The following is a 26,521-nucleotide window of genomic DNA, read 5'->3' as shown; positions in this document are numbered from 1 at the left end:
ATTTTGTCAAATGAGACTGTGCTAGGCGTGGAGCTGTCGCCGTTGCGTCGATCGTTGCTGGAGTTGCTGAAGTCGCCCGCCTCGGCGACGCAGCTCGCGGTGGCGTTGCAGCTGCCCCGGCAACGGGTGAACTACCACGTCAGAGCCCTGGAACAGGCCGGGCTCGTGGAGCTCGTGGAGGAGCGGCAACGGCGGGGGTGCGTCGAGCGCGTGTTGCGCGCGCGGCCCGGCCGGGAGATCGCCGCGGACGTCCAGGACCAGTTCGCCGCAACGCATCTGGTGTCGGTCGCGGAGGACACCGCTCGTGAGGTCGAGCGGATGTCGGGGGCCGCGGCCGACGTGGGAAAGCGCTTGCTCACGTTCACGGTGGAGACGACGGTCCGCTTCGGCGCGCCCGGCGACGTCCACGAGTTCACCAGCGACCTGGCCGAAGCGGTGCGGCAGATCGCGTTGAAGTACGACACCGAGACAGGCCGCCCGTACCGGGTGGTCGCGATGGGCCATCCCGGAGTTGCAGATGAGTGACGAAGGCGTCCGGATCGAGATCACCGTGGCCGCGCCGGTCGAACTGGTGTGGGAGTCGTTCCGGGACAAGGAGAAGGTGCGCCACTGGCACGGCTGGGACGCGCCGGAGCTCGAAGCCGAGATCGACCACATCTTCTTCCAGAACGCCGAGGAGGACGGCACCACGCTGGTCGTCCACGGCCACGACACGTTCGAGCTGACGCCCGTTCCCGAGGGCACGCGGATCGTGCTGACCCGCGCGCCCAAGGGCACCTCACCCGAGTGGGACGACTACTACGGCGAGATCACCGAAGGCTGGATCACGTTCCTGCACCAGCTGAAGTTCGCGCACGAGTACCAGCCCGGCCGGACGCGCCGAACGCTGTTCTGGCCGCACCCGGTCGACCTCGGCGTGAGCGGCAAGCCGTTCTTCGAGTCCACGCACCAGCACGGCGTCGTGGTCGAGGAGTTCGGGCCGGGGCTCGTGATCACCAGCCCGCAGCTGACCGTCGTGACCACCTACGGGTTCTCCGACGAGCAGCTGGAGGCGGTGCGCGCTCAGGCAGTGGAACCGAAGTAGCGGGTCAGGAACTCGTTGCGGAAGACGCCTTTCGGATCGTGCTCGCGCAGCAACGACCGGAAGGCGTCCCACTGCGGGTAGCGCGCGGCCAGCAGCGCCGACGGCACGGTGAAGAGCTTGCCCCAGTGCGGCCGCGGCGCGATGGCCTCCTCGAGGCGGGGCAGCAGCCGCAGCACCTCACGGGTGTTCGGCACCCAGGTGAAGTGGATCGCGATGCTGTCCCGGTCGTAGGCGGGGGAGAGCCACTGCGGTTCCTCGTCGACCGTGCGGATCTCGCACGCCTGCACCAGCGGTGAGATCACCGTGGACATCTCCGCCAACGCCCGCAACGCCGTCACCGCGCGTGTGCGGGGCACGAAGTACTCGGTCTGGAGCTCCTCGCCGACCGACGGCGTGAACTCGGCCCGGAAGTGCGGCAGCCGCTCGTGCCACGGGCCGGGCACGCCGCCCTGCACCGTGCAGCGCGAACCAGGCTGGCCGGGCACCGGGTGCACCGGTTCGGTCGCGGGACGGCCGGGGAAGAGGAACTCCGGCTCGCCCACCCGGTGCTTCGCGAAGATCGTCGCGCCGCCCTGCCAGTCGACGAACGCGCTCACGCTGTACGCGCCGCCGAAGATCTGCTCCATCTGCACCAGCAACGTCGTCCACGCGACGTCCTCGTACACCGTCTGCGCGACCTGGAACGACGGCTCCACGTCGAGCGTCACGGTCAGGACGACACCCAGCCCGCCCATCGACACCGGCGCACCCGCGGACGTGAGCTCGACGACCGACCCGTCCCCGCGCAGCACCTCGACCGACCGCACCGCACCCGCGAGCGACCGCGACCCCGAACCGTGCGTGGCCGTGGCGATCGCACCGGCCACCGTGATGTGCGGCAACGACGGCATGGTGTGCAGGGCGAGCCCTTCCGCCTCCAGCTTCACCGCCAGCGACGCGAGCGTCATTCCGGCGCTCACCCGGACCGTGCGGCCGGACACCTCGAAGACCTCCGGCATCGCCGCGAGCGACACCAGCACACCGGTCGTGTCGGCAACGGGGCTGAACGAGTGCCCCGACCCGACCACGTGCACGGCCGATGAACCACGCACGATCGCACGCAGGTCGTCGGCCGTCGCCGGACTGACGACCTGGGCCGAGGAGAACGTGACGTTGCCAGCCCAGTTGGTGCTCATACAGACACGGTAAGCGCCGACGCCAGCAATCGTTGCGTGTACGGGTCCTGCGGCGCGGCGAACACCTCCGTGCCCTCCTCGACGACAACGCCCCGGTGCAACACCGCGACCCGGTTGGCGAGGTGCTGCACGACGGCCAGGTCGTGGCTGATGAACAGGCACGCGAACCGCAGTTCGCGCTGCAACGATTGGAACAGCTCCAAGACCCTGGCCTGCACGGTCACGTCCAGCGCGGACGTCGGTTCGTCGGCGATCAGCAGGTCGGGGCCGAGCGCGATGGCCCTGGCGATGCCGACGCGCTGGCGTTGCCCGCCGGACAGCTCGTGCGGGTAGCGGTCGCGCAACTCCCTCGACAACTGCACGGCGTCGAGCAGCTCGTCGACCTTCGCGGCCAGCTCCCGGCCACGCGTGCGGGTGTGCAGCACGAGCGGCTGCGCGATCGAACGGGCGATGGTGGCGCGGGGGTTCAGCGATGACAGCGGGTCCTGGAAGACGAGCCCGATGCGGCCGCGGTCGGCCTTGCGCAGGGTGGCGACCTCGGTGCCGGCGACGGTGATCCGGCCGGTGTAGCGGGTGAGGCCGGTGACGGCGCCCGCCAGGGAGGACTTGCCCGAGCCGGACTCGCCGACCAGGCCGAGGGTCTCGCCGCGCCCGATCACCAACGACACGTCGGACACCGCGCGGAACTTGCCGTACGTGACGGAGACGCCGGAGAGTTCGAGAACGGGTGCTTCGACCTCACGAACAGGCACCGAGCGTGCGTCGAGACGCAGGACCGAGTCGAGCAACGTCCGGGTGTACTCCTCGCGCGGCGCGCGGAACACCTCCCGCACCGGCCCGGTCTCCACGACCCGCCCGGCGTTCATCACCACGACCCGGTCCGCCAGGTCCGCGACCACACCCATGTCGTGCGTGATCAGCAGGATCGCCACCCCGAGCCGGTCGCGCAGGTCCCGCAGCAGCCCGAGAATCTCGGCCTGCACCGTCACGTCCAGCGCGGTCGTCGGTTCGTCGGCGATCAGCAACGACGGCTCGTTCGCCACCGCCATCGCGATCACCACGCGTTGCAGCTGCCCGCCGGACATCTCGTGCGGGTAGGCCCCGAACCGTTCAGCAGGCAGCCCGACCAGTTCCAGCAACTCCACCGCTCGCGCACGGGCGGCGGACCGCGAGACCGCGCGGTGCACCCGCACGGCCTCGACGATCTGGCTGCCGACGGTGAACACGGGGTTCAGCGCGCTCATGGGTTCCTGGAACACCATGCCCGCCTCGTTGCCGCGCACGGAACGCAGTTCCTCGGCGCTCAACGAGTACAGGTCGCGGCCGTTCAGCACGGCCCGCCCCGTCACCGAGGCCGTCGCGGGCAGCAGCCCCAGCAACGACATCGCGGTGACGGTCTTGCCCGAGCCCGACTCGCCGACCACGGCGAGGACCTCCCCGGCGGTCAGCGCGAACGAGACGTCGCTGACCGCCGGGGAGCCCGTGCCGAAGTCCACCGAGACGTTCTCGACGGACAGCAGCGCACTCACTTCGAGATACCCACCTGGAGGTAGTTCGGGTAGGCGGGGAAGTCGGCGATGAAGAAGTTGCCGACCTTCGAGCCGTGGATGAACGAGTTGCGGGTGTAGATCAACGGCACGACCGGCGAGTCCTGCAGGATCCGCTTGTCGATGGCCGCCCACTTCTTCCCGGCCTCAGCAGGGTCCACAGTGGACTGCGCCTCCTCGATCAGCTTGTCCACCTCGGGGTTGGTGTACCGCGAGATGTTGTAGCCGCCCTTGCCGATCTCCGAGGTGGCGAACAACGGCTGGATGTTCGCGTTGGCGCTGGGGAAGTCCGGCTGCCACGACGAGAGCGTCAGGTCGTAGGCCGGGTTCTCCGAGAGGTTCGTCTCGGTCTCGAACGCGTCGGCCTCCAGCGTGCGCAGCGTGACCTTGATGTTCGCCCGCGCCAGCGCCGCCTGGATCGCCTCGGCCTTCTCGGCCTGGTTGTTGGACTTGTTCAGCACCAGCGAGAGGTTCTCCAGGCCGTTCGGGAAGCCCGCCTCGGCGAGCAGCGCCTTGGCCTTGTCCGGGTCGCCGTCGGGCTTGGACGGGTAGAGGTCGAACTGCTCGCGGCCCTCGATGCCCTGCGTGATCAACGTCGTGGCGGCGTCACCGGCCAGCGCGGCCGTGCCGGCGGAGGCGATCTGGTAGGCGGACTTGTTCACCGCGTACTGGAACGCCTGGCGCACCTTGACGTTGTTCAGCGGCGCCTTCTGCGTGTTCAGCGCGAGGTAGGCGACCGCACCCGACTTCGACGTCACGACCCGGGACTTGGCCGAGGCGTTGGCCTGCAGCTGCGCGAGCTGGGCCGGCGAGGCGAACGACGCGCCGAACGCGAACTTGTCGTCACCCGAGTCCGCCGCGAGGCGCTGCGAGACGACCGAGGCGTCCTGGCCGAGCTGGAACACGACCTCGTCGGGCAGGCCCGCGCGGACCTGGTCCTTGGCGCCGTCCCAGTTCGGGTTGCGCGAGAGCTTGACCTCGACGCCCTTGGTGTAGGTCTGGATCTGGTACGGGCCCGACGCGATCGCGTGTTCCTGGTAGTCGGGCTCGGCGCCCTTGCCCTTCGGCACCGGCGCGAACGCGGGCGTCGAGGCGATCCACGGCCAGTCGCCGTACGGGCGGGTCAGCTTGAACGTGATCGTCTTCGGGTCGGGCGTCTCGATCGAGTCGAGTTCCTTGCCCTCGAAGGGACCCTTGTAGTCCGCGCCGCCGAGCAGGTCCTTGTGGTAGCCGAGGCCGCCACCGAACGCCGGCGCGAACGATCGCTCGACGCCCCACTTCACGTCCGCGGACGTGATCGGCGTGCCGTCGCTGAACTTCAGGCCGTCCTGGAGCACGAACGTCCAGGTCCTGCCGCCGTCGGTGGTCTTGCCGGTGTCGCCGAGGTCGGGCACGACCTTCGCGGGCTGCCCGACGGCGTTCTGCCAGCCGGTCAGTCTGCGGTGCACGAGGCCCAGGGTCGTGATCGCGAGGCTCTGCGACTTGGCCGGGTCGAAGTTGAGCGTGCGCGACTCGGACAGCACGCGCAGCGTGCCGCCCTTCTCGGGCTTGGCCGCCGCGTCACCGGAGGGCTGCGGGTCGTTCGCGTCACAGGCGGTGGCCCCCAGGGCACCGACGAGTACGACCGCAAGGAGTTTCTTGCTGGACAACGGACTTTCCTCCCTCAGGTGAGTCGTGCTCGCGGATCGAGCACGCCGTAGGACAGGTCGACGACGGCGTTGGCGACGACTACGAGAAAACCGGCGAACAGGGTGCAGCCGAGCAACGTCGGCAGGTCGCGGTTGTGCACGGCCTCGATCAGCAGGCCGCCCAGGCCCGGCAGGCTGAACACCCGTTCGGTGATCACCGCGCCACCCAGCAACGAGCCGAACTCGATGCCGGTCAGCGTCACGACGGGCAGCAACACGTTGCGCAGCGCGTGTTTCCCGACGACGGTCCGCTCCGGCACGCCTTTGGCTCGCGCGGTGCGGATGAAGTCCTCGGACATCGTTTCGAGCATCTGCGAGCGGGTGAGCTTCACGTAGTGGGCGCCGTGCGCGAACGCCAGCACGCACCACGGCAGCACCAGCCCCCACGCCCACCGCACCGGGTCGTCGGCGAACGCGGTGTAGTTGCCCACCGGCACGACGTTGAGCTGGAATCCGAGCACGAGGATCCCGAGCAGCCCCACCAGGTACACCGGCGCGGACACACCGATCACCGACCCGGCCAGCGCGACCCGGTCGAACCAGGTGTCCTTGCGCAGCGCGGCGAACACCCCGATCGCGACCCCCGCCACGACCCACAGGACCGCGGCCCCGATCGCGAGCGAGAACGTCACCGGCAGCCGGTCGCCGATCAGCTCCAGCACGTCGGTGTTCTGCCGGAACGAGTACCCGAAGCACGGTGCGGCGCAGTGGATCGCGGTCACGCCGGTGCCGAACGTTCGCCCGGTGAAGATGCCGCCGAGGAACGTCAGGAACTGCTGCCACCACGGTTCGTCGAAGCCCATGAACTCCCGCGCCAGCGCGAGGTTCTCCGGCGTGCACGGCTTGCCGCACGCCAGCAGAGCCGGATCCGAGGGCACGAGGTAGAACACGACGAACGTGCAGAAGGCGACGATCAGCAGCACGAGCACCATGCCGCCGAGCCGGGTGAGCGCGTACTTCATCGCTTCGTCACCGACTTCGGGTCGAGCGCGTCGCGCAGCCCGTCGCCCAGCGCGTTGAACCCCCACGTGACCGCGAACAACGCGAGCCCGGGGATCAGCAGGTACGTCGGGTCGACCCGCACCCAGTCGATGGCGGCGCTGATCGACCGGCCCCAGCTCGGCGTCGGCGGCAGCACCCCGACGCCGAGGAACGACAGCGCGGCCTCCAGCCCGATCTTGCCGGGCACTGACAACGTTGCCATGACCAGCACGGGACCCCAGAGGTTCGGCAGCAGCTCGGTGCGGAAGATCTGCCACGGGGACGCGCCGAGCACCCGCGCGGCCTTCACGAAGTTGCGGTCCTTCAACGTGAGCACCTGCGCCCGCACGATCCGCGCGGTCGACGGCCAGCCGAAGAACCCGATCACCACGATCAGCAGCAGCGCCCGCGGGAACTCGGCCGGCACCACGGCGCCCAGGGCGATCATGAACACCAGGTACGGGAAGCCCAGGAACACGTCGGCGGTCCAGGTGATCACCCGGTCCGCCCAGCCGCCGAGGTACCCCGCCGCCGCGCCGATCAGCAGCCCGAGCGCGATCGACACCACCGTCGCCGCGAGACCGATCAGGAACGACGTCCGCGCGCCGTGCACGACGATCGCGAACAGGTCGCGGCCGGTCAGCGGTTCGACGCCGAACCAGTGCTCGGCGCTGACACCGCCGAACGAGCCCGCGGGCAGGCCGGTCGCGGGGTCGAGCGCGGTCGCGTCGTAGGTGTACGGGTCGTGGCCCTCGATGGCGGTGAGGACGTCCGCGAAGATCGCGACCAGGCCGATCACCACGACGGTGACCGTGCCGGCGAGCGCCCACCGATCGCGGGCGAGCACCGAGGCGATCGCGGCGGGCACCGACCGCGCGACGGGAGTGGACAACTGCGTGACCTGCTTCTTCTGCCGTGTTGATCTGACGCGGCGAGACAGTAGGCCGATCAGGTGGCGGAGTCGTCCACGTCCACTGGCTGAGATCGTGTTAACACTATTGCTTCAGTGTTGACCGAAAACAGATTGCCGGTGGTGGCAGGGTTGACTCGCATGGGGACCGAGAACGACGTACAGGCGCTTCGATGGATGTCCGGGTTGGTCACGCCGATGGTGCTCAGAGTGGCCGTGACCTTGGGTTTGCCGGACTGGCTGAGGGACGACGGGGCTGCCGGGGAGGACGCGGCCGGGGGTGCCGCCACGGTGGCCGCGCTCGCCGCCGAACTGGGCGTCGACGCGCAGGCTCTGGACCTCCTCCTGGCCCATCTCACCGCTCTCGGCGTGACCGAGAGAACAGCCGCCGGGTACCGCACCACCGACTTCGGCGCCTTGCTGTGCGCCGACGCGGGCAACGGCCTGCACGGCTTCCTGCACCAGGACTCCCCGGCAGGCCGCGCCGACCTGGCGTTCGTGGACCTGCTGCACAGCGTCCGCACCGGTAGCTCGGCCTACGAAACCAGGTACGGCCAGGGCTTCTGGGCCGACCTGGCCGAACGGCCGGACCTGCGCGGCGCGTTCGACCGGCAGATGAACCACCGCATGACCACGTGGATCCCGCGGTTGGTGGCGGCGGTCGACTGGTCGCGGTTCGGCACGCTCGTCGACGTCGGCGGCGGGAACGGCCGGACGCTCGCCGCGATCCTGCAGGCGAACCCCGGGATGCGCGGCCACCTGGTCGATCTCGCGGAGACGGTCGAGGGCGCGGCGGAGATGTTCCGCGAACGGGGGCTCGACGCCGAGGTGACCGGGGGCAGCTTCTTCGACCCGCTGCCTGCCGGGGACACCTACCTGCTGGTCGACATCCTGCACAACTGGGACGACGAGAAGGCGCACGAGATCCTGGCGCGTTGTGCCCTGGGCAGCAGGGTTCTCGTCGTGGAGTCCCTCGGCGAGAGCACGGAGTTCGACCTCGTCATGCTCGTGCACTTCGGCGGGCGGGACCGAGGGCTCCACGACCTCGAGCGGATGGCCGCGCGTCACGGACTCGCGTTGGAGTCCGTGACCGCGGTGAACGGGCGCAGCCTGCTGGAGTTCACTCGCTGAGCGCGGCGATCCGTTCCTGCGCCTCGGCGAGGTCGTCGGCGGTCGGCGCGTCGTCCTGGGTCAGCGCGCGACGCCAGTAGCCGGCGAACTCGATGTCCTTCTTGGACACTCCGCGGCCGACGAAGTGCCTGCGCAGCGCCCGAACCGCGGACGCCTCGCCGCCGAGCCACACCCAGGAGTCGGCAGGTACGTCTGCGGACTTGACCACCGAGACCAGGTCCTCCCCGGCGCTGCGGTGAATCCACCGCACGCCGGGGACGTGCTGTTGCTCCGAGGGATCGGCGACCTCGACGAACACCTGCCGTTGTTGGGTGTCGGGCAAGAGTTCGAGCAGCGAGGCGATGGCGGGCAACGCCGTCTCGTCGCCCGCGAACACCAGCAGGTCGGCCTCTCCCAACGGCCGGGCGTAGTCGGGGGACGGGCCGAAGCGGCCGATCACGTCCCCGATCTTCGCCTGCGACGCCCACCGCGAGGCCGGGCCGTTGTCGCCGTGCAGCACGAAGTCGATCGTCAGCACGCCGTCGGCCAACGAGCGGACGGTGAAGCTGCGCATCCACGGCCGTTCGTCCTCGGGCATGGCCATGTACGCCTGGTACCAGGTGCCGACGTCCGGCGCGTCCGAGACGTGCGCCGACCGCCCCGGCTTGGGGAAGAGCAGCTTGAGCTGCTGGTCCGGCCACGTGCCGACCTCGCCCAGGCCGGGGCCGGTGAACGTCAGGCGGGTCATCCGCGGGGTGAGCGGGACGACCGAGGCCACGGTCAGCATGCTCACGACAAGTACTCCTTCAGGTGCTGGGCGGTGAGGGTGTCCGAAGTGGACACGAGGTCTCCCGGTGTGCCGGAGAAGACGACCTGGCCGCCGTCGTGCCCGGCGCCGGGGCCCAGGTCGACGATCCAGTCGGCGTGCGCCATGACGGCGAGGTGGTGCTCGATCACGATGACGGTGTTGCCGGCGTCGATCAGCCGGTCCAGCAGGCCGAGGAGCTGGTCGACGTCGGCGAGGTGCAGGCCGGACGTGGGTTCGTCGAGCACGTAGGTGGAGGCCTTCTCGGCCATGTGGATGGCGAGCTTGAGTCGTTGCCGTTCGCCGCCGGACAGCGTGGTGAGCGGCTGGCCGAGCGAGAGGTACGAGAGGCCGACGTCGTGCAGGCGGCTCAGCACGGCGTTCGCCTGGCCGGACGGGAAGAAGTCGCGGGCGTCGGCGACGGACATGCCGAGCACCTCGCTGATGTTCTTGCCCCGCAACGTGTAGCGCAGCACCTCGGGGGTGAAGCGCTTGCCCTCGCACTTCTCGCAGACGGTGGCGACGCCCGCCATCATCGCGAGGTCGGTGTAGACGAGGCCGATGCCCTTGCAGTTCTCGCAGGCGCCATCGGAGTTGGCGCTGAACAACGCGGCCTTCACGCCGTTGGCCTTGGCGAACGCCGTGCGCACCGAGTCGAGCAGGCCGGTGTAGGTGGCGGGGTTCGACCGGCGCGAGCCGCGGATGGGGGACTGGTCGACCGTCACGACGTCCGGGCGTCCGCGCAACGAGCCGTGGATGAGCGACGACTTGCCGGAGCCCGCGACGCCGGTGACGACGGTCAGCACGCCGAGCGGCAGGTCGACCGAGACGTCCTTGAGGTTGTTGGTGCGGGCGCCGCTGATCGGCAGGAAACCCTTGGGGGAGCGGAACTCCGACCGCAGCTTGGCGCGGTGGTCGAGGTGGCGGCCGGTGAGCGTGCCGGACGTGCGCAGGCCAGGGACGTCGCCGGTGTAGCAGACGTGGCCGCCGTTGACGCCCGCGCCGGGGCCGAGGTCGACGACGTGGTCGGCGATCTCGATGGTCTCGGGCTTGTGCTCGACGACCAGGACGGTGTTGCCCTTGTCCCGCAACCGCAGCAGCAGGTTGTTCATCCGCTGAATGTCGTGCGGGTGCAGGCCGACGGTCGGTTCGTCGAAGACGTAGGTGATGTCGGTGAGCGAGGAACCCAGGTGCCGCACCATCTTCACGCGCTGCGACTCGCCGCCGGACAGCGTCGCCGACTCGCGGTCGAGCGAGAGGTAGCCGAGGCCGATCTCGACCAGTGAGTCGAGGGTGTTGCGCAACGTCGCCAGCAGCGGTGCGACGGACGGGTCGTCGATGGCGTGCACGAACTGCGCGAGGTCGCTGATCTGCATCGCGCAGCAGTCGGCGATGTTCGCGCCGCGGATCTTCGAGTTGAGCGCGGCCTCGTTCAGTCGTGCGCCCCGGCAGACGCCGCAGGTGGCGAACGTGACGGCCTTGTCGACGAACGCGCGGATGTGCGGCTGCATCGACTCGCGGTCCTTCGACAGGACCGTGCGCTGGAGCTTGGCGATCAGGCCGTCGTAGGTGACGTTGGTGCCGTTGATGTTCAGCTTCGTCGTGGGCTTGTGGAGGAAGTCGTGCAGCTGCTGCTCGGTGAACGTCGAGATCGGCTGGTCGGCGGGGTAGAGGCCGGAGTTGGCCAGCACCTGCCAGTACCAGGTGCCGACGCCGTAGTTCGGGGCGTCGATCGCGCCGTCGTTCAACGACTTCGACCGGTCGACGATCGCGTCCACGTCGATGGTGGTGACCTTGCCGAGGCCCTCGCACTCGGGGCACATGCCCTCGGGCAGGTTGAAGCTGAACGCGCCGGACGTGCCGACGTGCGGTTCGCCGAGGCGGCTGAAGACGATCCGCAGCATCGTGTGCGCGTCGGTCGCGGTGCCCACGGTGGAGCGCGAGTTCGCGCCCATGCGTTCCTGGTCGACGATGATCGCCGCGCTCAGGTTGTGCAGCGCGTCCACGTCCGGCCGTCCGATCGACGGCATGAACGACTGGAGGAACGCGGTGTAGGTCTCGTTGATCATCCGCTGCGACTCGGCCGCGATCGTGCCGAGGACCAGCGAGGACTTGCCGGAACCGGACACGCCGGTGAAGACGGTCAGGCGGCGCTTGGGGACGTCGAGCGACACGTCCGCGAGGTTGTTCTCCCTCGCCCCGCGCACCTGGATCAGGTCATGGCTGTCCGCGACAGCGTTCACAGTTCCCCCGGTTTGATTCTTTATGCCGTAAAGTATGCGGCCGTCGAGGTTACTTTACGTTGTAAGGAGTCGCAACCGTGGTCGTCTACGCAGGTCAGGGTGACCCGCGCCGGTCCATCGAGCTGCTCTGGCGCGCGAGTGCGGCGGAGCGACGACCCGGCCGCAAGCCCGGCCTGAGCGTGGACCTGATCGTCGACGCGGCCATCGAGGTCGCCGACGAGCAGGGCATGGCGTTCTCGATGCGGGCCGTCGGCGAACGGCTCGGCCGCACCGCGATGGCCCTCTACACCTACGTGCCGGGCAAGAACGAGCTGGTCGACCTGATGTACGACCGCGCGATGGCCGAGCTGCCCACCTCGTACCGCCTTGACGACGGCTGGCGCGCGGCCGTCACGGAGTGGGCGCAGGACCTGTGGGAGTGCTACGCCCGCCACCCGTGGGTGTTGCAGGTGTCGCAGGCCCGTCCGGTGCTCGGCCCGCACGAGTTCGCGTCGATCGAGGCGCTGGCCGCGATCCTGGTGACCACCGGGCTGCCCGGCCGTCAGCTGCGCGGCATCACCGGTGCCCTCAACTACTTCGTGCGCGGGGCGGCCCAGACCGTCGCCGAGGCCCGTGCGGCGGGCGGCGAGACGGGGGAGGGCGACGAGGAGTGGTGGTACGCGCGGTCGGCGGTGCTGATGGAGATCGAGCCCGACCTGGACAAGAAGTTCCCGATGCTGCACGTCCTGGAGAGCGATCGCGATCCGATCGATCCATCGTTGCCCTATCTGGAGAACGACGCTCTGGAGAACTTTCGCGGCGGATTGAAAGTGCTTCTCGACGGCGTCGAGGGCGCTGTGGCAAAACCGTGACAAACCCCGGACGTCCCCGGCACATGGGCTCGATGAGATCGTGCCCATGGCGATCGGAAGAGTTGTAGTTGCGGTCGCGTGCGCCTTGGTGCTGACGGCACCGAACACGGCGGCCGCCCCTGTGCAGGAAGAACACCGCCCCGCGACGATGACCATGACGTACGAGGTCGGGGACCTCGCGGCGGTGGTGCACGCGCCACGCACTCTCGTCGGTGCGCGGCCTTTGATTCTCACCAGCGACATCTCGGCGCAGCGGCTCGTGCGGCAGGGCGCCGTCGTCGTGTTCGTGCACGATCGTTCCGCGCTGCCACGGCATCGCGAGCTGTGGCGTGAACTGGGTTCCGGCACCGGACCGCTGGCGGAACGGTTCGCCGGCTTCGCGCGCCACGTCGTTGTGGCAGAACCGTGACAACGTCCTCACAGGACGACCACAAGTTCCCGATGGGATCGGCACATGGCAATCGGAAAAGCCGCGGCCGCCGTCGCGATGGCGATGGTGCTGGCCGCCCCGACGACCGCTGCTGCTTCTGACCAGTACGGCTCCGGCATCAGAAAGGTCGAGTACTCGCTCGGTGACCGGGCATTTCAGGTGCCCGGCTTTCACAGCACCCCAGGAGGTCCGGTCGCGGACCTCGAACTCACCGCGGTCGTGCACGCGCCGCGCACGCTCGTCGGCAAGCGCCCGCTGGTGCTGCTCGCGCACGGGTACTGGCAGCCGTGCCGCGACGACCAGTGGGTCTGGCCGTGCCCCTCGGGCGACGCGTTCCCGAGCTACCGGGGCTACGACTACCTCGCAGAAGAGCTGGCGCGGCAGGGTTTCGTGGTCGTGTCGGTGAGCGTCAACGGCGTCAACGCCGGCGAGATGGGTGAGATCGCCGACGTCGCGCGGGCGGCCGTGATGAGCAAGCACCTGGAGCTGTGGCGCGATCTCAACGACGGCAAGGGCGCGCTCGCCGGGAAGCTGCAGGGCTTCCAGGGACACGTCGATCTGACGAACGTCGGCACGCTCGGCCATTCGCGCGGTGGTAGGGGCGCGGTCTACCAGGCGTCGGACAAGCACATCGGCGAACTGCCGCGGGGCGTGCGGATCAAGGCCGTGCTGCCGCTCGCGCCCGCCGACTACTACGCGCCGGACCCGGAGGCGCCGGAGAACCTCGACTACCGGATCACCAAGATCCCGTTCGCGGCCATGACCGGCAGCTGCGACGGCGCGGTCAGCGGCACGACGTTCATCGAGAACGCCAAGGGCCGCAACGTCGTGCCGATCCACGCCGTCACGCCGAAGAACGCCAACCACAACTACTTCAACACCGAATGGTCCTACGACAACGACAGCACGTGCGCCGACCGGGCGTTGACCCCTGAGCAGCAGCGCAGGATCGCCACGACCTACATCCCGGCGTTCTTCCAGCAGTACCTCAACGGCCGGAAGAACCCGATCGTCGGCAACGGCTTCCCGGGCGTCGACGCCGTGACGCATCAACCGATCGGTTAAGCCTCGTCGAGACCTTCGGGGGACGTTTCCCCCTTCCGCCACTGCCAGTGTGGAGGGCGGAAGGGGGAAAATTCCATGCTCAGAACAACTGCGCTGCTGACGGCAGCGCTGGTGGTGCTGACCGCGTCACCCGCCACCGCCCACGGCAACGGCGACTGGTCCGGTTGGCAGAAGGACCTCAACGGATCGCGCCACGCCGCCGCGGAATGGCGCATCAACGCGGGCAACGCCTCGAAGCTCAAGCTGAAGTGGGCGTTCGCCTACAGCACAGAGGGCGCCAGGGTCGTCCGCAGCCAGCCCGCCGTCGTGGGGGACACCATCTACTTCGGCAGCCCCGACGGGAAGTTCTACGCACGGGACGCGCGCAACGGCCGTGCCCGGTGGGAGTTCACGCTCCCGCAGGGCAATCGGTACGCGTTCAACTCCGACGGCCCGACCGTGGCCGACGGCAAGGTGTTCTTCGGCGACAGCGCCAGCCGGCTCTTCGCGCTCGACCAGCGCACCGGCCGGTTGAAGTGGCAGGTGCAGCTGGACACCGGCATCGCCTCGATCACCACCAGCTCGCCGATCGTCCACAACGGACTGGTGTACGTCGGCACGTCCAGCGGCGAGAACACCCTGCCGAACACGCACGACTGCTGCACGTTCCGCGGCCACATCGATGCGTTCGACATCGACACGGGCGCGTTGGTCTGGCGTCACCACACGGTGCCGGAGCCGGTGCAGGTCGGCACGTGGCCCAACGGCGCCAAGCGGTTCGAACCGTCCGGCGTCGGGGTGTGGAGCTCGCCGGTGATCGACCGCAGGACAGGCACGCTCTACGTCGGCACCGGCCAGAACTACACGGGCAAGGGCGGCGAGTTCGACTCGCTGCTCGCCCTGAACGCCCGCACCGGCGCGGTGAGGTGGACCAACCAGGTCACCGACGCCGACACGTGGCGTGACGCGTGCAACCAGCCCGACGCCGAAGGCTACTGCCCTGGCCTGAAGGACGGCACGAACCTCGACTACGACATCGGAGCCACGCCCAACCTCTTCACCGTCAACGGCCGTCAGCTCGTCGGTGTCGGCCAGAAGTCGGGCGTGTACCACGTGTTCGACGCCACGACGGGGCAGGTCGTGTGGCGCCGTCAGCTCGGCGTACCGCTGCCCAGCGGTGGCATCTCGGGCATCCAGTGGGGATCGAGCTACGACGGCAAGCGGCTCTACATCGCGACCTACTACGCCGATCCCGGCAAGCTGTTCGCGGTGGACCCGGCCACCGGCAACGTCCTGTGGGAGACGCCGGCACCCGCCGACGGCTGCACCACGGGCGGCGCGGCCGGACAGCCTGGGTGCGCCCAAGCACACGGCGTGCCCGTGTCCAGCTCACCCGGCGTGGTGTGGCTGGGTGCGCTCGACGGCAAGTTCCGCGCGTACGACAGCAGGACCGGCAGGATCATCTGGTCCTACGACACCATCCAGGACGTTCGCGGTGTCAACGGGCTGATCGGGCGCGGCGGCACTCTCGCCGGACCCGGGGCGGGTGCGGTGATCTCGGACGGCATGGTCTACGTGCAGTCGGGCTACGGCTCGGGCTACACGAACCCGAACGGGCACGTGCTACTGGCCTTCGGCCTGTAGCTTCGCGCGCACCTGGTCGGCCGAAAGTCCCGCTCTGGTGCGGAGTTCGGCCGACCGCTGCCAGGCCTGCCTGGCCAGCTCGGCGTCACCCGCGGCCGCGTGGGTGTCGCCGAGCTGTTCGTACGACCCGGCTTCCAGCGGGATGTCCCCGCCGAGCCGGAACAGCTCCGAGGACCGCGTGTACGCCCGGACCGCCTGCGCGTGCTCGCCCAGCCCCAGGTAGCCGGTGCCCAGGTTGTCCCACGCCTCGGCCTGGCCGATCAGGTGGTCCATCTCCTGCCACATCCGCATCGCGCGCTCGGCGTACTCGACCGTCAGCGCGTACTCGCCGAGCTTGCCGTGGCCCCACGCGAGCCCGGTCAGCGCGTTCGCCTGCCCGTAGGCGTCGCCGACCTCCTCGAACAACGCGAGCCCGCGCCGGGTGTGCTCCAGCGCCTCCTCGATCCGGTCATCCGGGCACAGCATGGCGATGTTGAGCAGCACCCCCGCCTGGCCCGCCGGGTTGCCCTCGTAGACGTCGAGCGCCCGGTGCAACGCGGCGACGGCCTCCTGCGGCCGGTCGACGCGGCTCAGGCTGCGGCCGAGGTTGATCAGCGACCGGCCCAGGCCGTCGGTGTCGCCGAGCTTCTCCACGGCGGCGACCGCGAGTTGTTGTGACGTCAGGAGATCGCGGTAGCGGGCCTGCCGGTCGAGCGCGTCGGCGAGAGACCAGCCCATCAGCCACGTCTGCTCCGTCGTGCCGTGCGGCATCGCGGCCATCAACGTCGGGTGCTCGGCCATGAGCCAGGCCAGCGCGTCCTCGTGCGTGCCGAACCGTTGCACGATCACCCCCGGCGCAGAGTCGGGTGTGGCCGGGCGGTGCCTGCTCGGCGTGTACGCCACACCCGCCTCCACGGCGGTGAGCGCGAGGTGGTCGAGCAGCCGGTGCAGCGCGGCGTCCCGTTCGCTGTCGGGGGCGAGTTCGGCGGCGTAGTCGCGCAGCAGGTCGTGGCAGGTGAACCGGCCGGGCTCCGGTTCGTCGATCAGGTTGGCGCGCGCCAGTTCCGCGAGCAGGTCGCCGGTCTCGGCCGGCGCGGTGCCCGCGAGCGACGCGGCACCGGCGTGGCTGATGTCGGAGCCCGGCATCAGGCCGAACAACCCGAACAGCCGCAGCGCGGGCGGGCTCAACGCCTTGCAGGAGTGGGAGAACACCGACCGCAGGTCCGCCGTGACGTCATCGTCGTCGGCGAACGCGTCGAGGTCCGCGAGCTCGTCGGCGAGCGCGGCCAGCGGGAACTCCGGCTGCGTCGCCGCCCGCGCCCCGGCGACGGCGAGCGCCAGCGGCAGGCGGGCGCAGCGGCGGACCACGGTGTCGACGGCGTCCGGTTCGGCCCGCGCGCGGTCGAGCCCGATCCGGGCCGTCAGCAACGCGCGGGCGTCGTCCGGTGACAGCAGGCCGAGCGGCAACTCCTTGGCGTGCTTGGGTTTCAGTGCCGTGCGGCTGGTGATCACCACGTGCGCGTGCGGGGTGCGCGGCAGCAGCGGTTCGACCTGGTCGGCGTCCGTCGCGTTGTCCAGCAGCATGAGCACCCGCTTGTCCGCGAGGGCGTCCCGCAGCAACGCCGACTGCCCGGCGAGGTCGTGCGGCACCTGCGCGCGCGGCACGTCGAGCGCGGAGAGGAACCGCAGCACCGCGTCGCCAGGACTCACCGCGGCGCCGCTCGGGCCGAAGCCGTGCAGGTTCACGTACAGCTGGCCGTCGGGGAACCGTTCCGCCGCCCGGTGCGCCCAGTGCACGGCCAGGGAAGTCTTCCCGACCCCGCCGGTGCCGGTGATCACCACGACGCCCGTCGGCACGTTGTCGAGTTCCGCGAGTTCCGTCGCCCTGCCGGTGAACGGCTTGGGCGCGGCCGGCAGTTGCCGCGGTGCCGAGGCGGTTTGGAGCCGCCGGTGCAGCGTCGTGAGGTGCCGAGACGGCTCGGCGCCCAGTTCGGTTCTCAGGTTCTCGCGCACGACCTCGAAGTGCCGCAACGCCTCCGGGGCGCGGCCGCTGCCGTGCAACGCCTCGATCAGCTGCGCGGCGATCCGTTCGTCCAACGGGCGTTCGGCGGCGAGAGCCTGGAGTTCGGGCACGAGCGACGCGTGCCGGCCTTCCTCCAGCCGTGCGTCGACGTGGGCGAGCCGGGCGGCGAGCAGCTCGGCCGCGAAGTCCGCCCGCAGCTGCACCGCCCACGGAGTGTCCAGAGTGGACAGCGGCTCGGCCTGGGCCAGCGCCAGCGCGTCCGCCGTCCGGCCCGCGCGCACCAAGTGCCGGAACAGGTGCAGGTCGATCTCCAGCGGATCGACCCGCACGACGTACCCGGCCCCCTCGCGTTCGATCAGGCCGGGCAACATCTGCCGCAGCCGCGTCAGCCACGTCTGCATCAACGCGCGGGCCCGCGGCGGGGGAGCGGCGCCCAGCACCCGTTCCACCAGGTCTTCGGCGCTCACCACCTGGCCCGCCCCGGCGAGCAGCACGCCGAGCAGGGCGCCGGGGCGCGTCGGGCCGAACTCGGTGACGTGACCGTCCACCCGAGCCGTGACACCGCCGAGCACCGTGAACCGCACGGTGATCACCGTAGCCGCTCCGGAACGCCGTGTTCGGGGTGTCCGCCTTCGCCCGCCGTGAACCTCACGTGATCACACTATCCTCACAACAGAAAAGCCTCTCGCAGTTCCTCGGCCATCAGCTCCGGCACCTCCAACGCGGCGAAGTGGCCACCCCGCGGCATCTCGGTCCACCGCACGATCTTGTGGTTGCGCTCGGCCATCCGCCGGATCGCCACCCCGACGTCGTGCGGGAACACCGCGACCGACGTCGGCGTGTCCGACATCGGCTCCAGCTCGCCCCACGTCTCGTCACCCTCCTGGTAGTAGCGCGCCGACGACCCCGCCGTCCGGGTGAACCAGTAGATCGAGGCGGTCGTCAGCAGCTGGTCGACCGGCACTCCGATCTCCGGGTCGCTCCACGTGTGGAACGCCCACTCGATCCACTCCAGTTGGGCGACCGGCGAGTCGGTGAGCGCGTGGGCCACCGACTGCGGCCGCGTGCTCTGCATCGACACGTACCCGAACTGCTCGTACTCGTAACGGAAAGCCTTCTCCACGGACAGTCGCTCGGCCTCGACGGTCATGTCCGCCGTCTCCTGGGTGACGCCGGCGGAGAAGATCTGGTTGACGTGGATGGCCTCGACGTTCTCATTCATGCCGAGGTGCCTCGTGAGCATGGCGCCGAAGTCGTAGCCGTGGGCGAGGTACTTGTCGTAGTTCAGGCGTTGCATGAGCTCGGCGACCATCTTCGCGACCCTCGGGATGGTCCAGCCGAGGCTCGTGGTGGGGCCGGGGAAGCCGAAGCCGGGGACCGACGGGATCACGAGGTGGAAGTCGTTCGTCAGCGGCTTGATCATGTCCTGGAACGCGAAGCACGTCGTGGGCCAGCCGTGCGTGAGCACCAACGGGCGTGCGTTCGGGTTGGGGCTCTTGACGTGCAGGAAGTGCAGCGGCGTGCCGTCGATGGTCGTGACGAACTGCGGGATCTCGTTGAGCTCGCGCTCCTTGGCGCGCCAGTCGAAGTTCCGCCACTGCTCGACGAGGGCCTTCAACCTGGGTTGCGGGGTGCCCTGGGCCCAGCCCGCGCCTTCCGGGTCGACCGGCCAGCGGGTCTGGTCGAGGCGGCGGTGCAGGTCGTCGACGTCTTCCTGCGGGATGTTGATCTCGAACGGCTTCATGCCTTTGACGCTATTGGGCCTGTAGGACAGTTATGGTCCTACAGTGTCGTCTGCTCGGTTGTTGAAGTTGCTCGGCCTGTTGCAGGCCCGTCGTGAGTGGTCCGGTGCGGAGCTCGCGGACCGGCTGGGCGTCACCACGCGCACCGTGCGCCGTGACGTGGATCGGTTGCGCTCTCTCGACTATCCGGTGCACGCGTCGATGGGCACGTCTGGTGGTGGGTACCGGCTTGGGTCCGGTGCGCAGTTGCCGCCGTTGCTGCTCGACGACGACGAGGCCGTCGCTGTGGCCGTTGGGCTGCGCACGGCCAGTGGCATCGAGAACATCGGTGAGACCGCCGTGCGCGCGTTGCTGAAGGTCGAGCAGGTGCTGCCTTCCGCACTGCGACACCGTGTTGCGGCGTTGGAGATCTCGACCGTGCCGTTTGTGGGTTCTGCGCCTGTGGTGGACGCGTCTTCGTTGATGGCGGTGGGGACGGCCTGCCGCGACCGGCAGCTGTTGCGGTTCTCCTATGTCGGGCACTCCGGGGAGGAGTCCGACCGGGAGGTCGAACCGCACCGGCTCGTGACGTGGGGCCGGCGGTGGTATCTGGTCGCCTGGGACGGTTCTCGGGCGGACTGGCGGACATTTCGGCTCGATCGGATGAGCGTGCGCACTCCGTTCGGGGCCCGTTTCACGCCGCGTGAGATTCCGGGCGGCGACGCGGGGGCGTTCGTGGCGGCGCGCGTGGCCGATCGGTGGCCCGTGCAAGGCGTGGTGCGACTGAGCGTGCCCGCTGCCGAGGCTTCCGAGTGGCGCAGCTACGGCGAGGTTTTGGCTGTGGACGAAACGTCGTGCCACGTTCGTGTCGGAGGCGAGACGATGGACGACGTGGTGTTCATGCTTGCGAGCATCACGGTCGAGTTCTCGGTCGTGTCGCCGCCGGAGCTGTCCGAGGCGCTGGTGCAGGCCGCGGCCCGGTTTCGCCGGGCGGCGAAGTTCTAGAGATTTTCTCAGGGTCCTGACAGCAGACTCCTAGGCGCACGAGGCTTAGTGGAGGTCAGGGAGGTCCGCCATGCTGATCGATCGCACCATGCCACTGGGCTCCGCGCTCACCGTGACCCATGCGTCGGAGCGGGGGCCGCGCGCGTTCAACGCCGACGCCTTCGCCGTGGGTCGCCGCACGTTCGTCGTGGCCGACGGGGTGGGGGATTCCGCCGCCGCTGCCGAGGCGGCGTGGGCGGCTGCTCGTGCCGCGGCACTTCTGGTTGATCCCGTCGCGGCGGTGCTGGCTGCCCGCGATGCGTTGCAGGTTCATACCGGCGACGCGGTGATCGTCGTTGCGGTGGCTCGGGTTGAGGGTGGGTTCGACGTTGCGTGGGCCGGCGATGCGCGGGCCTACGGGTCGGACGGGGCTGAGCTCGTGCAGCTGACCTCCGACCACACCGTCGCCGAGTACTTCCGTGCGCGCGGGATCGTTGCCGAGGCTCGGATGGAGCATGTCGTGACCAACACGGTGCGGCACGCTACTTCGGAGAACATCGGGCGTGCGTTCACTCGCGCGCCTCGGCTTGCATTGGTTTCTGACGGGGTTTACGGGCCGTTGGGGCACAACGGGATTGGGGCGATCATGTCGGGGCACGCGTCTGCTGAGCGGTTGGTGCGTGCGGCGTTGTACGCGCGTGGCACGGACAACGCCACGGCGTTGGTCGTCAGCTGACCTTCCGGCGCTTCTTGCTCGCTTCCACGCTGCGTTGCAGGGCGTCCATGAGGTCGACGACGTCGGTGGACTCCGTCGGTTCGGGCGCGGGCTTGACCTTGCGGCCCTTCTGCTTCGCCTTGATCAGCTTGTTGACCTTCTCGGTGTAGGTGTCGCGGTAGTCCTTCGGGCGCCAGTCGTCGGCCATGGACTCCACGAGGCTGACCGCCATGTCGAGCTCTTTGCCGCGTGGGGCCTGTTTGGGCGGGGTCACGTCCAGGACTGATTTCGGGTCGCGGATCTCGTCGGCGAAGAACAGGGTGTGGACGGCCAGGATGCCCTTGTCCTCCTTGAGGGCGGTCAGGTACTGCTTGCCGCGCATGACGAACATGGCGATGCCGGCTCGGTTGGTCTTCTTCATGGCCTGGGCCAGGAGTTTGTACGGGCGGGCGAAGTCCTGCTTTGCCGGGCCCAGCCAGTAGGTCTTCTGGAAGTGGACGGGGTCGATCTCGTCGATGTCGACGAAGGCCTCGATGTCGAGGGTTCGGCTGCGGCCCGGGGCGATCTCGTCCAGTTCTTCGGGTTCGATGATCACGTAGTCGCCGGACTTGGTTTCGTGGCCCTTGACGATTTTGTCGTAGGGGACTTCTTTGCCGGTTCGCTCGTTGACCCGTTTGTAGCGGATGCGGTCTGAGGTGCCGCGTTGGAACTGGTTGAAGTGCACGGTGTGGTCTTCGGTGGCGCTGTACAGCTCCACCGGGATGCTCACCAGGCCGAAGCTGATGGATCCGCTCCAGATCGCCCTCGCCATGTTTGGGCGGGTACCCCGGCTTGGGCTTCGTTTAACGTCACCAATGCGGTGGTCGTGCAGACCTTGACGAGCCGGGTCATTTCATCGCCGCTTCGCGTCGATAGGGATTGGGGCTTGACTTCGGGGCCCTTGCGAGGCGCTGGTCGGACCGGAAAGGCCGGGCTGAAAAGCGCCCGGCCGAGCCACTAGTGGTAGCACCTCGCACCCAAAGTCAAGCCCCAATCCCGTTGCAGCGTGGCTGAGTTGGGCGGGCACGTCGCCTCACCCGCTTCACGTGTGGCCTGAGAGGGACGGCTCGCCTTCGGCATTGCGTAGCTCGGGTGCGCGTTGAGCCAAGAAACTCAAGGACGCCTCGCCTTCGGCATTGCGCTTGTGTCTTGGGTGGCTCGGCTGCGCCGTCGCGATGCTTGCGCTCGGTCGGCCTGGCCTTCGGCTTCGTTCCCCTCAAGCCATTGGTCGCATACCGCTTGGCTACCTGGCGCTGGGCTACCGCGCGCTCCACGGCCCTGCGTTCCGCACCCCTGCGCTCCACCGCCTCGCGCGCCGACTACTCGTCCAGCAGCCGCAGCCCCTCCTGCGCCCAAGCGATCCGCGTCCTCGCCACCGCCGCATGCCCCGCGAACACGTGCGCCTTCAGGCGGGCCATCCGGTCGTGCTGGTCCGGTGGGCGCTTGGTCATGCGTTCGCGCAGGAGTTCCGTGTCCTTGGCCAGCAGGCGGGCCTGGTGGGCCTCGGCGTGGTCGAGGGCTTCTTCCTGTTCGCTGATGAACTCCTTGAGCACGCGCTTCGCCGATTCGGCCGGTACCAGGTCGAAGTAGAGGGCCTGGACTTCGAGGGCGTCGCGGGACGGAGGGATCGGCAGCGGGGTACCGATCCACTCCTTCAGTTCGGACAGGCCCGCGGCGGTGAGGGTGTAGACGGTGCGGGTCATGCGCGTGCCGCGTTGTTGTTCCTCGCCCTCGATGAGGCCGTTCTCCTCCATCTTCTTGAGGGCCGGGTAGATCTGGCTTTGCGGGGCCGACCACACCCACCTCGTCGAGGCCCCGAAGAGTTGCGTGAGCTCGTAGCCGCTCATCGGCCTCGCTTCGAGGACGCCCAGCAGGACGTGAGGAAGAGACATGTATCGATGTTAACGTTCGGATCAAGGAGAGATGCGCATGGTGATGGTCCTCGCCTCGGTGAAGAACTCCTTGCTGTAGGCGCCGCCCTCTCGGCCTACGCCCGAGTCGCCGAAGCCGCCGAACGGGGCTCGGAGGTCGCGCACGAAGAAGCAGTTCACCCACACGTTGCCGCTGTTCAAACTCGAAGCGACGCGGTGGGCTCGGTGGAGGTTCTCGGTGAACAGCATCGCGGAGAGGCCGTACGGGGTGTCGTTGGCGAGTTTGACGGCCTCGTCCTCGGTGGTGAACGGGGTGAGGGTGACGATCGGGCCGAAGATCTCCTCGCGCAGGACGGGGGAGCTCGACGGTGGGTCGAGGACGATGGTGGGGCGGACGAACCAACCCGGTGCGGCGCCCCCGCCCAGGACCTTCGCGTGGCCGTGGGCCTCGGGGTCGAGGTAGCCGGTGACCTTGCGGTAGTGCTCCTCGCTCGCCAACGGGCCCAGGCGGGTCGCGGGGTCCTTCGGGTCGCCCAGGGGCAGGGCGGCCGCGGCCGTGGAGAAGCGTTCGGCGAACTCGTCGAAGATGTTCTGGTGGACGTAGAGGCGTGAACCCGCCAGGCAGACCTGGCCCGCGTTGCCGAAGGCGGCTTCCAGGGACCACGTGATGGCGTTGTCGAGGTCGGCGTCGTCGAAGACGATGTTGCAGCCCTTGCCGCCCAGTTCGAAGCTGACCGGGGTGAGATGAGCGGCTGCCGCCCGCGCGATTGCCTTGCCTGTACCGGATTCGCCGGTGAACGTGATGCGGTCCACGGCCGGGTTGGTGGTGAGGGCTTCGCCCGCGGAGCCGGGGCCGTAGCCGTGGACCACGTTGAAGACGCCGTCCGGGATGCCTGCTTCGAGTGCCAGGCGGGCCAGGAGGTAGGCGGAGTGCGGGGTGTCCTCGGCCGGTTTGAGGACGACGGTGTTGCCCCAGGCCAGGGCGGGCGCGATCTTCCAGGTTTCCAGCATCAGCGGGAAGTTCCACGGCGCGATCGCGGCGACCACGCCCGCCGGCGCGTGCTGGACGAACGTGTGGTGGCCGGTGGCGGAGGGGAGGTGTTGCGACTCGGAGAGTCGGGCGTGATCGGCGAAGAAGCGGAAGTTCAGGGCCGAGCGCGGGACGTCCTTCGACTTGGCCGCGCTGATCGGCTTGCCCATGTCCTGGGTGTCGGCCAGGGCCAGGTCGTCGGTGTGGGCGTCCATCAGGTCCGCCAGGCGGTGCAGGAGTGTGCCGCGTTCGTCGAACGACATGCGCGGCCACGGGCCCTCGTCGAACGCCTTGCGGGCGGCGAGCACGGCCCGGTCGGCCTCGGCAGAGCCGCCCAGGGCGACGGTTGCGTAGGGTTTTTGGGTGTAGGGGTCCACGTCGTCGAACGTGGCGCCGTCGGCCGAGTCGGTCTCGGCGCCGCCGATCACGTGCTTGATGCTCTTCATCGGTTCAACTCCCGTTCCAGCAACGTCTTTCCGCCCGTGCTCCAGTGCTGGGGCGGGACTTCGGTCAGCAGCACCCGGACCTGCTCGTCGCGGACGCCCAGGCTGTCGCGGGCCGCCTCGTGGACGGCCTGCAACGTCTTGCGCAGGGTTTCCGGGTCGCGGCCCGAGGCCACTTCGATGCGTACGATCGGCATGGTCAGCTCCCCACCGTGAGACGGCCCAGGTTGGTGAATTCGACGGACACGGAGGTCTCGAGCGGAACGGCGTCGGTCACGCCGCCGGTCAGCACGAGCCAGCCCGCCTCGATGCGCTTTCCCCGGCGTGCCAACGTGTTCGCGGCCAACGCCAGTGCTTCGGCGGGGTGGCCCTGGACGGCCGCTCCGGTCGCGGTGTGCACAATGGACGAACCGGAAGAGAGAACGCAGCCCTCCAGAGCCAGGTTGAGGTCGCCGGGGGAGAGGCAGACGCTGCCGGTCACGAACGCGCCGGAGGACGCGTTGTCCGCCACCACGTCCGGGAGGGTGAAGCGGAAGTCGCGGTAACGGCTGTCGATGATCTCCAGGCCCGCGAACACCCCCTCCACCGCGCCGAGCGCCGTCGCGGCCGTGATGCCGGGGCCGGAGAGCTTGCGGCCCATGACGAACGCGATCTCCGGCTCGACGCGAGGGTGGATCAGGGGCGGTGCCGGAACTCCCTGCGGCAGCACCATCGCGTCGGTCAGCCACGCCACCAAAGGCGAGTCGACGTTCATGCGTTGCTGCTTCGCGCGGGAGGTCAGGCCCAGCTTCACGCCGATCAGCGTCTCGCCCCGCGAGAGCCGCAGCCGCAGGGTCTCGTCCTGGATGGCGTAGGCGGTGTCCAGGTCGAGGTCGGGCCAGGTGTCGGTCAACGGGTCGCCGTCGACGCGGTCGTCCTCGCGGCGCAGCAGTTCGGCGGCGGCGGTTTCGACGCTCAGGTTCACGCGGGGGCTCCAGCCAGTGCACGGGTGCGGGGGAAGGCGGCCACGGCGGCCGCGCCGAGCACGGCGACCACGGCGAAGAAGTAGAAGTTCCAGCCGGCGCCGAGGCTGGAGTCGATGATCAGGCCGCCCACCGTCGGGCCGAGGATCGCGCCGAGCCGGCCGACGCCCAGCGCCCAGCCGATGCCCGTCGCGCGCACACCGGCCGGGTACGACCTGGTCACGTGCGCGTTGATCAGATGCATCGTGCCGATCGTGCCGTAGCCCGCGACGGCGATCAGGACGTAGATCGCGACCTGGCCGGGGTTCGTGCTCAGGGCCGCCGCGCAGATCGCGGCGAGCGCGAACGAGCCCAGGATGATCGGCTTCGCGCCGTGCCGGTCGGACAGGCGACCGCCGAGCAGGGCGCCGACGACCGAGCCGAGGTTGAACACCAGCAGGAAGCTCAGCGCGGAACCCAGCGGGTAACCGGAGGCGCGCATGATCTCGGGCAGCCACGTGTTCAGGCCGTAGACCAGCAGCAGACCGCAGAACGACGCCACCCAGAACAGGATCGTGCGGCGCAGGTACGGGCGCTGGACCAACGTGCGCACACCGCTGTGCGCGTGGTCGGACGGCGCGGGCACCGGGACGCCGATGCGGGCGGCCAGCGCACGGGCCTCGTCCTGACGGCCGCGCGAAACCAGGTACTCCAACGACTCCGGCAGGTACTGCCACGCCAAAGGCAGCACGATGATCAACGGCGCCGCACCGATCAGGTACATCACCCGCCACCCGGCCGTCGGCAGCAACGGGATCGCGAGCGCCGCGGCCATGATGCCGCCGATCGCGTACCCGGACTGCATTGCGGCGTAAGTGAAAGCGCGGTGCTTCTCCGCCGCGTACTCGATCGTCAGCGTGGCCGCCGTCGGCATGAGACCACCGAGGCCGATGCCCGCGAGGAACCGCAGCACCAGGAACGTGTCGGGGTCCTGGGCCAGCGCGCAGGCCGCCATCAGCACCGAGAACCAGGCGACGCTGAACAGGAACGTCCGGCGCCGGCCCCACCGGTCGGTGAGCGTGCCGACGAGCAACGCGCCGACCAGCATCCCGACCAGGGCGGCACTGCCGATCGTGCCGGCCTGCGCCGCGCTGATGCCCCACTCCTCGCGCAGGGCCTTGATGGTCGTGCCGTAGACCACGAGGTCGTAGCCGTCGAAAGCTAGAGCCAGACCGCACAAGACGATGATCAGCAAACGCATGA

General features: G+C 69.3%; 24 protein-coding genes. 9 read left to right on the top strand and 15 right to left on the bottom strand.

Features of this window, described 5'->3' with window-relative positions:
• Window positions 1-27 precede the first annotated feature (27 nt).
• Together JNUCC0626_RS17035 and JNUCC0626_RS17030 are read left to right on the top strand one after the other, a co-directional pair.
• Complete coding sequence (locus tag JNUCC0626_RS17035) at window positions 28-525, top strand: helix-turn-helix domain-containing protein (protein WP_394620743.1); 498 nt, start codon at window positions 28-30, stop codon at window positions 523-525.
• Window positions 518-1,084 carry an SRPBCC family protein gene (locus tag JNUCC0626_RS17030; protein ID WP_394620742.1) on the top strand — a complete coding sequence of 189 codons (567 nt, stop codon included), beginning with the start codon at window positions 518-520 and terminating at the stop codon, window positions 1,082-1,084. The genes JNUCC0626_RS17035 and JNUCC0626_RS17030 overlap by 8 nt, the downstream gene beginning before the upstream one ends.
• On the opposite strand, the gene JNUCC0626_RS17025 is transcribed toward JNUCC0626_RS17030, so the two are convergent.
• From JNUCC0626_RS17025 to JNUCC0626_RS17005, 5 genes are read right to left on the bottom strand one after another with little or no spacing between them, the layout of a single operon-like run.
• On the bottom strand, window positions 1,063-2,259 hold the full coding sequence (locus tag JNUCC0626_RS17025) for an FAD-binding protein (RefSeq protein WP_394620741.1): 1,197 nt from the start codon (window positions 2,257-2,259) through the stop codon (window positions 1,063-1,065). The two genes, JNUCC0626_RS17030 and JNUCC0626_RS17025, sit on opposite strands and share 22 nt — an antisense overlap.
• Window positions 2,256-3,788, bottom strand: coding sequence for an ABC transporter ATP-binding protein (locus JNUCC0626_RS17020; protein WP_394620740.1), 1,533 nt, complete (start codon window positions 3,786-3,788; stop codon window positions 2,256-2,258). The genes JNUCC0626_RS17025 and JNUCC0626_RS17020 overlap by 4 nt, the downstream gene beginning before the upstream one ends.
• Entirely contained in the window at window positions 3,785-5,455 is a 1,671-nt protein-coding gene (locus JNUCC0626_RS17015) for an ABC transporter substrate-binding protein (protein WP_394620739.1), read from the bottom strand. Before JNUCC0626_RS17015 ends, JNUCC0626_RS17020 begins: the two co-directional genes overlap by 4 nt.
• Before the next feature lie 14 nt (window positions 5,456-5,469).
• Window positions 5,470-6,456: an ABC transporter permease gene (locus tag JNUCC0626_RS17010; protein WP_394620738.1), complete on the bottom strand. Its 987-nt coding sequence runs from the start codon at window positions 6,454-6,456 to the stop codon at window positions 5,470-5,472.
• A complete protein-coding gene (locus tag JNUCC0626_RS17005) occupies window positions 6,453-7,367 on the bottom strand; it encodes an ABC transporter permease (RefSeq protein WP_394620737.1) in 915 nt (304 codons plus the stop codon). Before JNUCC0626_RS17005 ends, JNUCC0626_RS17010 begins: the two co-directional genes overlap by 4 nt.
• A gap of 159 nt (window positions 7,368-7,526) precedes the next feature.
• On the opposite strand from JNUCC0626_RS17005, the gene JNUCC0626_RS17000 reads away from it, so the two are divergent.
• Window positions 7,527-8,516: a methyltransferase gene (locus JNUCC0626_RS17000; RefSeq protein ID WP_394620736.1), complete on the top strand. Its 990-nt coding sequence runs from the start codon at window positions 7,527-7,529 to the stop codon at window positions 8,514-8,516.
• Here JNUCC0626_RS17000 and JNUCC0626_RS16995 read toward each other — a convergent pair.
• Together JNUCC0626_RS16995 and JNUCC0626_RS16990 are read right to left on the bottom strand one after the other, a co-directional pair.
• Entirely contained in the window at window positions 8,506-9,282 is a 777-nt protein-coding gene (locus tag JNUCC0626_RS16995; protein WP_394622047.1) for a siderophore-interacting protein, read from the bottom strand. The genes JNUCC0626_RS17000 and JNUCC0626_RS16995 overlap by 11 nt on opposite strands.
• A gap of 2 nt (window positions 9,283-9,284) precedes the next feature.
• Window positions 9,285-11,543: an ATP-binding cassette domain-containing protein gene (locus JNUCC0626_RS16990; protein ID WP_394620735.1), complete on the bottom strand. Its 2,259-nt coding sequence runs from the start codon at window positions 11,541-11,543 to the stop codon at window positions 9,285-9,287.
• 77 nt (window positions 11,544-11,620) lie between these two features.
• On the opposite strand from JNUCC0626_RS16990, the gene JNUCC0626_RS16985 reads away from it, so the two are divergent.
• From JNUCC0626_RS16985 to JNUCC0626_RS16970, 4 genes are all read left to right on the top strand, one after another.
• Window positions 11,621-12,394: a TetR/AcrR family transcriptional regulator gene (locus tag JNUCC0626_RS16985; protein WP_394620734.1), complete on the top strand. Its 774-nt coding sequence runs from the start codon at window positions 11,621-11,623 to the stop codon at window positions 12,392-12,394.
• Window positions 12,395-12,440: 46 nt separating this feature from the next.
• Window positions 12,441-12,803: a hypothetical protein gene (locus JNUCC0626_RS16980; RefSeq protein ID WP_394620733.1), complete on the top strand. Its 363-nt coding sequence runs from the start codon at window positions 12,441-12,443 to the stop codon at window positions 12,801-12,803.
• A gap of 45 nt (window positions 12,804-12,848) precedes the next feature.
• Entirely contained in the window at window positions 12,849-13,889 is a 1,041-nt protein-coding gene (locus JNUCC0626_RS16975) for a hypothetical protein (protein WP_394620732.1), read from the top strand.
• 75 nt (window positions 13,890-13,964) lie between these two features.
• The gene (locus JNUCC0626_RS16970) at window positions 13,965-15,512 is read left to right on the top strand and encodes a PQQ-binding-like beta-propeller repeat protein (RefSeq protein ID WP_394620731.1); all 1,548 of its coding nucleotides are present in this window, start codon (window positions 13,965-13,967) and stop codon (window positions 15,510-15,512) included.
• Here the strand turns inward: JNUCC0626_RS16970 and JNUCC0626_RS16965 are convergent.
• The gene (locus JNUCC0626_RS16965) at window positions 15,492-18,098 is read right to left on the bottom strand and encodes an AfsR/SARP family transcriptional regulator (RefSeq protein WP_394620730.1); all 2,607 of its coding nucleotides are present in this window, start codon (window positions 18,096-18,098) and stop codon (window positions 15,492-15,494) included. The two genes, JNUCC0626_RS16970 and JNUCC0626_RS16965, sit on opposite strands and share 21 nt — an antisense overlap.
• Window positions 18,099-18,181: 83 nt before the next feature.
• Window positions 18,182-19,258 (bottom strand): epoxide hydrolase family protein, encoded by a 1,077-nt coding sequence (locus JNUCC0626_RS16960; RefSeq protein WP_394620729.1) that lies wholly within the window; start codon window positions 19,256-19,258, stop codon window positions 18,182-18,184.
• A gap of 43 nt (window positions 19,259-19,301) precedes the next feature.
• Between JNUCC0626_RS16960 and JNUCC0626_RS16955 the strand changes: the two genes are divergently transcribed.
• Both JNUCC0626_RS16955 and JNUCC0626_RS16950 read left to right on the top strand, forming a co-directional pair.
• Window positions 19,302-20,240: a helix-turn-helix transcriptional regulator gene (locus JNUCC0626_RS16955; protein WP_394620728.1), complete on the top strand. Its 939-nt coding sequence runs from the start codon at window positions 19,302-19,304 to the stop codon at window positions 20,238-20,240.
• Window positions 20,241-20,310: 70 nt separating this feature from the next.
• On the top strand, window positions 20,311-20,955 hold the full coding sequence (locus JNUCC0626_RS16950; protein WP_394620727.1) for a PP2C family protein-serine/threonine phosphatase: 645 nt from the start codon (window positions 20,311-20,313) through the stop codon (window positions 20,953-20,955).
• Here the strand turns inward: JNUCC0626_RS16950 and JNUCC0626_RS16945 are convergent.
• The 6 genes from JNUCC0626_RS16945 to JNUCC0626_RS16920 form a co-directional block, all read right to left on the bottom strand.
• Entirely contained in the window at window positions 20,948-21,745 is a 798-nt protein-coding gene (locus tag JNUCC0626_RS16945; RefSeq protein WP_394620726.1) for a Ku protein, read from the bottom strand. The genes JNUCC0626_RS16950 and JNUCC0626_RS16945 overlap by 8 nt on opposite strands.
• A gap of 547 nt (window positions 21,746-22,292) precedes the next feature.
• Entirely contained in the window at window positions 22,293-22,865 is a 573-nt protein-coding gene (locus tag JNUCC0626_RS16940) for a PadR family transcriptional regulator (protein WP_394620725.1), read from the bottom strand.
• A 21-nt stretch (window positions 22,866-22,886) separates the two neighbouring features.
• The gene (locus JNUCC0626_RS16935) at window positions 22,887-24,320 is read right to left on the bottom strand and encodes an aldehyde dehydrogenase (RefSeq protein WP_394620724.1); all 1,434 of its coding nucleotides are present in this window, start codon (window positions 24,318-24,320) and stop codon (window positions 22,887-22,889) included.
• Window positions 24,317-24,514 carry a tautomerase family protein gene (locus tag JNUCC0626_RS16930; RefSeq protein ID WP_394620723.1) on the bottom strand — a complete coding sequence of 66 codons (198 nt, stop codon included), beginning with the start codon at window positions 24,512-24,514 and terminating at the stop codon, window positions 24,317-24,319. Before JNUCC0626_RS16930 ends, JNUCC0626_RS16935 begins: the two co-directional genes overlap by 4 nt.
• 2 nt (window positions 24,515-24,516) lie before the next feature.
• Complete coding sequence (locus JNUCC0626_RS16925) at window positions 24,517-25,281, bottom strand: 2-keto-4-pentenoate hydratase (RefSeq protein ID WP_394620722.1); 765 nt, start codon at window positions 25,279-25,281, stop codon at window positions 24,517-24,519.
• Complete coding sequence (locus JNUCC0626_RS16920) at window positions 25,278-26,519, bottom strand: MFS transporter (RefSeq protein WP_394620721.1); 1,242 nt, start codon at window positions 26,517-26,519, stop codon at window positions 25,278-25,280. The genes JNUCC0626_RS16925 and JNUCC0626_RS16920 overlap by 4 nt, the downstream gene beginning before the upstream one ends.
• Between the last annotated feature and the right edge of the window lie 2 nt (window positions 26,520-26,521).

Origin of the sequence: Lentzea sp. JNUCC 0626, from assembly GCF_043632865.1 — a bacterium.
Lineage (GTDB): Bacteria > Actinomycetota > Actinomycetes > Mycobacteriales > Pseudonocardiaceae > Lentzea.
Note: the sequence above shows the minus strand (reverse complement) of the source record. Positions and strands in the feature narration are given on the sequence as shown.